Origin of the sequence: Xenorhabdus lircayensis (assembly GCF_016306625.1) — a bacterium.
GTDB classification, from domain to species: domain Bacteria; phylum Pseudomonadota; class Gammaproteobacteria; order Enterobacterales; family Enterobacteriaceae; genus Xenorhabdus; species Xenorhabdus lircayensis.
The window spans coordinates 121368-127852 of the sequence record NZ_JACOII010000040.1 but is presented as its reverse complement, the minus strand read 5'-3'; the positions used below and the strand labels follow the sequence as shown (position 1 = coordinate 127852).

The window sequence follows — 6485 nt, the reverse complement described above, 5'->3', positions numbered from 1 at the left end:
ACCATGCTTCATCCTTAAAAAGCCGGAAGCATATCACAGTAACTAACCATTTAATACATGACCTCAGCTTTGTCGGTTGCAACTTGAAATCTATTGGGTATACATTTTTGATGAAATCAAATATATCTTAATCTCAATAAGATATCAGCAATTATTAAAATAGTCTGATTTAAAAATCAAAATCTGACAATACACTATTTCATCTACATACCAAAATAATTCTATTAATGATGATAAACGCTTAACTTCATCCATGTATTTACTTCAAGATAAAGATTTATAATTTATTCTACATAATTAGATAATCTGTATTTTAAAGAAACACATTTGTAGCCAGATGATAAAATAAATCAATGTGAGTTAATAAGAGTATAAAAAATACCAAGCGAAAAAATATCACTTGGTATTTTTTGGGATTATCTTCTGTTACAAGCTCGCTTTTGCAAGCGCCTGAGATAAATCAGCAATTAAATCATCCACATTCTCAATACCCACGGAAATACGAATCAACTGTGGCGTAATCCCTGAGGCTAGACGTTTTTCCAGCGGAATGGACGCATGAGTCATGCTAAATGGCTGACCCACCAGACTTTCCACCCCACCTAAACTTTCTGCTAATGTGAATAAGTGCAACTCTTTAATAACTCGACGCGTATATTCCTCATCGCCTTTCAGTACGATAGAGATCATGCCACCAAAACCTCGCATCTGACGTTTTGCCAGCTCATGTTGAGGATGAGATGTAAGGCCAGGATAGTATACTTTCTCGATTTGGGGCTGCTGTTCCAGCCAATGTGCAATCTTCTCTGCACTGTCGATATGGCGTTCCATGCGCAGTGCTAAAGTCCGAATGCCACGCAGGACAAGGAAACTGCTGAATGGATCAAGAATGCCACCAATAGAATTTTGTAAGAAGCCGACTTGTTCCGCCAACTCCGCGTTGTCACCCACCACGGCAAGGCCAGCGACAACATCGGAATGACCATTCAGGTATTTAGTTGCAGAGTGGACCACGATGTCAAAACCCAAATCAAGCGGGCGCTGAATATAGGGCGAAGCGAAAGTATTGTCCGCAACACTGATAATGTTATGACGCTGGGCAATCTGTGCAATAGCCGCCAAATCAGCCAATTTCAGCAATGGATTGGTAGGCGTTTCCACCCAAATCATTTTAGTGTCAGATTGAATGGCGGCTTCCAGCGCCGCAGTATCCCCGGCCTCAACATAAGTGACTCGCAGGCCAGCCGTCCGACGACGTACTTTTTCTAACAAACGATAAGTTCCGCCATACAAATCATCTACTGCGATAATGTGACTATCTTTATCAAGTAACTCCAAAATGGTAGAACTAGCCGCCAATCCAGATCCAAAAGCATAGCCACGGGTGCCATTTTCCAGTTCAGCAATAGCCCGTTCCAAAGCATCACGTGTTGGGTTACCACTGCGGGAATATTCATATCCGGTATGCTGACCCGGAGCTGGCTGTGCATAGGTGGATGTTGCATAAATTGCTGGCATTACAGCGCCAGTGTGATCCGGGACATAGCCTGCATGAACGCTTTTTGTGTCAAACTTAATTTTATCAAACTTAGCCATTGAGTTATTCCTGAAAGAGATTAATTGAGTTGTTGACGCCATGCGTTCAGCACATCGGTACGAGTAACAAGGCCGAGGAAGTGATTGTCATCATCAACAACCAGAGCCACATGACCCGCATCAAAGGTAGCAATCAGCTGCTCCAACGGTGCTTTTTTATTGAGTGTATGAATCTGACTGGTCATCGCCTGAGTCACAGGCAAAGAGAAATTGCGGGAATGGGCCTGAATGGTATGCATGAGATCCCATTCATCAATGATACCTACGACTTGCTCGTTTTCGATCACAGGTAACTGTGAAATATCATATAGACGCATACGGCCATAAGCGATTTGCAAGGTATCTTGCGGTGAAACTGAAACCGTTGCTCCGTCTCGATAACGATAAGTGATGTAATCACTCAAATCGTTTTCTTGTGGCTGTGAACGCAGCCCTTGTTCCAGTAACCAATAATCATTAAACATCTTCGACAGATATTTGTTGCCACTGTCACAAGCAAGCGTGACCACGCGTTTTGGTGTTGTCTGTGTGCGGCAATAGCGCAGTGCCGCCGCCAGCAATGTTCCCGAAGAGGATCCCGCCAGAATGCCTTCTGTCAGTAGCAAATCCCGGGCGCTGGAAAATGCTTCTGCATCGGTAATGCGATAGGCATGATGAACTTGAGAGAAATCGCCAAGAGGTGGGACAAAATCCTCTCCGATACCTTCCACAAACCAACTGCCGGCTTCGTCATAATGGCCGTACTCAACATAATCGGCAAGAATGGAGCCTTTAGGGTCGGCAAGGACAAACTCAGTCTGAGGGGAAACGCCCTTAAAGTACTCGCTCAAGCCACCAAGCGTACCACCAGAACCAACGCCAACTACCACAGCATCCACATTCTGTTCCATCTGCTGCCAAATTTCTGGGCCTGTAGTGGCAATATGAGCGGCTGAATTCGCAGGGTTGTTGAATTGATCAATATAATAGGCTCCGCTGATTTCTTTCGATAGCCGCAGTGCGTAGTCCTGATAATACTCTGGATGCCCTTTCCCCACATCAGAGCGTGTCAGGCGCACATCCGTTCCCAGCGCTCGCAGGTGATAAATCTTCTCCCTGCTCATCTTATCAGGCACGACCAAAATCAGTTTATAGCCTTTCATCGCAGCGACCAACGCCAACCCGATACCTGTATTACCCGCCGTAGCTTCAATGATAGTGCCTCCCGGCTTCACTAATCCTTGAGTTTCGGCCTGCTCAATCATTGAAAGTGCAACACGATCTTTAATCGATCCACCCGGATTTTGGTTCTCTAACTTAATAAACAACTGGCACGGGCCAGTATCCAGATGAGTGAGTTCGAGTAACGGTGTATTCCCTATCAGTTCAAGAACCGAACGTGGTGCTGCCATATTAGCCTCTTGAGAGTCGGTAAAATTTACACGTAAAACTTTCAGATTGAGAGAGAATAACGCCGCATGGCAATCGATTTGAAAGAACAAATAAAAACTACATATAACAAAAGGTAATTAATTAATTCGATATTGATAGAAAAAACATTTTCCCTCAACATTCTGTAATACGCTGATTAAACAACATTATTGCCACTGTAATATCAAAAGAATATCACCACCCCTACATATCATCTCCTTGCCCCCAGTAAATCCGGCAAAATGACATATACTGAAATTACAATAAAGAAACATTTTATTAAAAATAACATAACAAAAAAAGGGGCAGTTATGTATACATACCGCGAAGCAGCCAACCTTGCAGCATCCGTTTTATATGCAGCCAAGATGAATGAGCAATACTACAATAATCCAACACCTCCAGCTGATCCACGCATTAAAGAAGATGGTTGGAAGCTTACAGCGTATATTACAGGAAATGATACGTCTTTCTCAGTAGACTCTAGGGAGGAAACACTACCGGATCATGTCTGTTACGGATATGTTGCAGAAAAAAGGAATTCTCCCGGCGAGTATATTATTGCTATACGAGGAACAGATGTAACAATCTGGCAAGAAGATATACATGACATTTCATTTAGTTCTACATCACCCTGGACCAAACATCCCGAATTGGAGGTAAGCCAAGGCTTTTTTAGCGTTTACGATTCAATGAAACTGATTATTCCCATTGACTCTGAATATGATTTTGATTACAGCAATCTCAAGCTCGCCAACGCGATTACCCAATTTATAGGCATAAATGGTCAATTCACTATAGCTGGTCATAGCCTTGGCGCAGCAATTGCATCCTATCTCATGTATGAAATTGGCACTATGGCTCCCAACCACTCAGCCTGTTTATTCGCCTGCCCAAGGCCAGGAAACAGTGCATTTTCCAGAGGCGTTACCCAGAATTTTAGCAATTTTGAGGTGTTCAACTATATAAATGATGAAATACCTAATTTGCCTCCTGAATTCTTGGAGTATTCATCACTGGAACATATCACAAAGTTTACATCTCAAACTACCATAGATATCTCGGATAACCCGTTATGTGACCACTATTTAATAGACTACATTGCCAGATTAGATGCGGATGTATTCAGAAGAGTGGCAAAATACGGTGATGCGGGCTCTTGTATAAACCTATGATAGTTGTTCAAGTTAAATCAGATAACTTGATTTTTTTGCCAACCACTGCAATACCTATTTGGTTAGGAAATGTTAGGAACTCATAAATAGGAGCATAAAAATGAAGTGGCATGGTCACACATTACGTAGTTACACATATAGTGCAATGTTACTGGCGAGTAGCCTGTTCACCCCGGCATTATGGGCAAAAGGGGAAGCACATTTGTTGTTTCACATGGGGTTGGGTGCCAATGGCAAATTCTTTGTGGGCGGCACACTGCAAAATAAAGGCGATCAACCTGTGGCAGGAGGTTATCTCGCTGTGTTGCCCCTTAACGCTAAATGTGAGCCAGGAACACTGGCAGTACACTCATTTAAGCCATTGGCTCCAGGGGAAAAAAAAGAGTTTCGCGTCCCAGTCAATACCCCGTTAAGCAGTTATCGTTTAATTGGTTTTGGTGCTTATGATGATATGGGCTTTCCTCTCCCCACCGTAGATGAAACAGCAAAAATCATTCAAGAACGTGAACCCAGCGAGCGTAAAGCTTGCCAATCAGCACGGAAGCCCGCGGCTGCAAATAAAGCAGAAAAACCAAAATCATAATATTAGGCTTTATTTGACTAATCTCCGGATGGTTTATCTTTTATTGACACCCTCTTCAGGGCGGGGATATAAGGCGCACCTAGATAAACCATCCGTTTTGTAACCTATTATTCCCTGCAATTTAAAAATTTATTGGGTAAATTCTCTATCCGTATTTATTCGTAATAATACAAATCCATCCCAACCTTTTTCTCCCACAGTTTGCAAGGCAGTTACTGTAACTTCAGGGCGGTTAAGCATTGACTCAAGTGCCTGACGAACTCCTTCAGTAGCTTCATCCCGCTGCTCATGCAAAATCATGCCTTCACGAATCATATTGTCTACGATGATGATACTTCCCGGATGCCCTAATTTGATAGCCCAATCGAGATATAATGAACTGCTGCTCTTATCAGCATCAATAAAAATCAAATCAAAAGGTGGCTCCGTGCTCAAAGTCGGCAAAGTTTTGCCGGCATCTCCCACGATGATTTTGACCTTGTGGGCAAGTCCCGCCCGTTCGATATTATGCAGGGCGACTTCGGCTATATTAGGCTCTTTTTCCAATGTGATCAGTAGACCATCATCGGGCAATACCTTTGCCATACATTGGCTGCTATAGCCACCCAATGTACCAATTTCAAGAATGCGTTTTGCGCCACTTATCTGCGCCATCATCATCAAGAACTGCCCTTGAAGCGGAGAAACATCAATGGCCGGCAATCCTTGACTGGCGTTGTACTCAATTGTCTGTTCAAGATGTGGAACTTTATGTAATAACTTTTTCTTGAGATAGTTATCAACGTCTGTCCACTGTTGCTGAAAAGCTGCTTGCTGCGGATTGAAACTCACGATCATACTCCTCTCATTGTTAAGGCTGGGTATTCACGCCTGTTTTCAAAACTTGCAAGATGAAAGGGATAAAATCACTCCCCCAAAGAGAGCATACAATACACACAAGATCATATAGGGTGCAATATTAAATCCATTTAAAATTAAAAAGTTATCAGCATGCAACTACAACGCCCCAGCCCTGTCATCAAGTTGGCTGGCGCCTGTTGTCGCCTGACAAATATAGACAGTTGCTTTTAGCACCAGTTTTGGTTTCGTATTCATGTTCGAGCACCTTTTTCACACTTTCCACCAAATCAGGAGTAACCAATGCCACCACACAACCCCCAAAACCGCCACCGGTCATGCGAACACCTCCGCGATCACCCATAACGTTTTTCACAATCTCCACCAGCACATCAATTTCACTGACGGTAATTCCGAAATCATCACGCATGGAAATATGGGATTTCGCCAACATTTAATAACCCACCATAAACTTACGGACAGTGGCTGAACGCAATAACGGCGGATAAAACAGTGCGTGTAACTGCCAGTGTTCAATCTGCGCGTTCCACGTATCAATGACGTGGCGGATATTCGCCAATGGAAGCTCCGGCAACGTTTTGCTGTGATCTGGGGAAAAACAGAGTACCCGACAAACGCCACCTACTGGCTCAGTTTTAAACAGCGGATGATCAGCAGAAGGGATATCAAAGCAGTGTTCATCGTAATTCAGCAACGCTGCGTGGAGTGGCTTTTCATCAATTCCACTCCACGGCCGTTTAGCACGGTGTGGTGAAACAAGAATCCATTTACCAGTCAAAGGGTTATATCGCCTGTGTGGACAATCAACAGGACTGAATTGCATCTTGGGCATAATTGGATTCTCTCTGTCTTCACCAAACCAA

General features: G+C 43.4%; 5 protein-coding genes and 2 pseudogenes. 2 read left to right on the top strand and 5 right to left on the bottom strand.

Annotation, left to right across the window (positions count from 1 at the left end; translation table 11 throughout):
- Positions 1-426: 426 nt before the first annotated feature.
- Complete coding sequence (locus H8A87_RS12275; protein WP_198690236.1) at positions 427-1596, bottom strand: trans-sulfuration enzyme family protein; 1170 nt, start codon at positions 1594-1596, stop codon at positions 427-429.
- A 20-nt stretch (positions 1597-1616) separates the two neighbouring features.
- Complete coding sequence (locus tag H8A87_RS12270) at positions 1617-2987, bottom strand: pyridoxal-phosphate dependent enzyme (RefSeq protein WP_198690235.1); 1371 nt, start codon at positions 2985-2987, stop codon at positions 1617-1619.
- Between the two features lie 261 nt (positions 2988-3248).
- Here H8A87_RS12270 and H8A87_RS12265 point away from each other — a divergent pair, with 261 nt between their 5' ends.
- Together H8A87_RS12265 and H8A87_RS12260 are read left to right on the top strand one after the other, a co-directional pair.
- The gene (locus H8A87_RS12265; RefSeq protein ID WP_232370208.1) at positions 3249-4181 is read left to right on the top strand and encodes a lipase family protein; all 933 of its coding nucleotides are present in this window, start codon (positions 3249-3251) and stop codon (positions 4179-4181) included.
- A gap of 100 nt (positions 4182-4281) precedes the next feature.
- The gene (locus tag H8A87_RS12260; RefSeq protein WP_198690234.1) at positions 4282-4764 is read left to right on the top strand and encodes a membrane-associated Zn-dependent protease 1; all 483 of its coding nucleotides are present in this window, start codon (positions 4282-4284) and stop codon (positions 4762-4764) included.
- Between the two features lie 129 nt (positions 4765-4893).
- Here the strand turns inward: H8A87_RS12260 and H8A87_RS12255 are convergent, their stop codons facing one another.
- The 3 genes and pseudogenes from H8A87_RS12255 to H8A87_RS12245 all read right to left on the bottom strand — a co-directional run.
- A complete protein-coding gene (locus H8A87_RS12255) occupies positions 4894-5595 on the bottom strand; it encodes an O-methyltransferase (RefSeq protein WP_332460363.1) in 702 nt (233 codons plus the stop codon).
- A gap of 165 nt (positions 5596-5760) precedes the next feature.
- Positions 5761-6055 (bottom strand): annotated as a pseudogene (locus tag H8A87_RS12250) (galactokinase); the annotation flags it as partial.
- A 3-nt stretch (positions 6056-6058) separates the two neighbouring features.
- Positions 6059-6454: pseudogene (locus H8A87_RS12245) on the bottom strand (hypothetical protein); the annotation flags it as partial.
- Between the last annotated feature and the right edge of the window lie 31 nt (positions 6455-6485).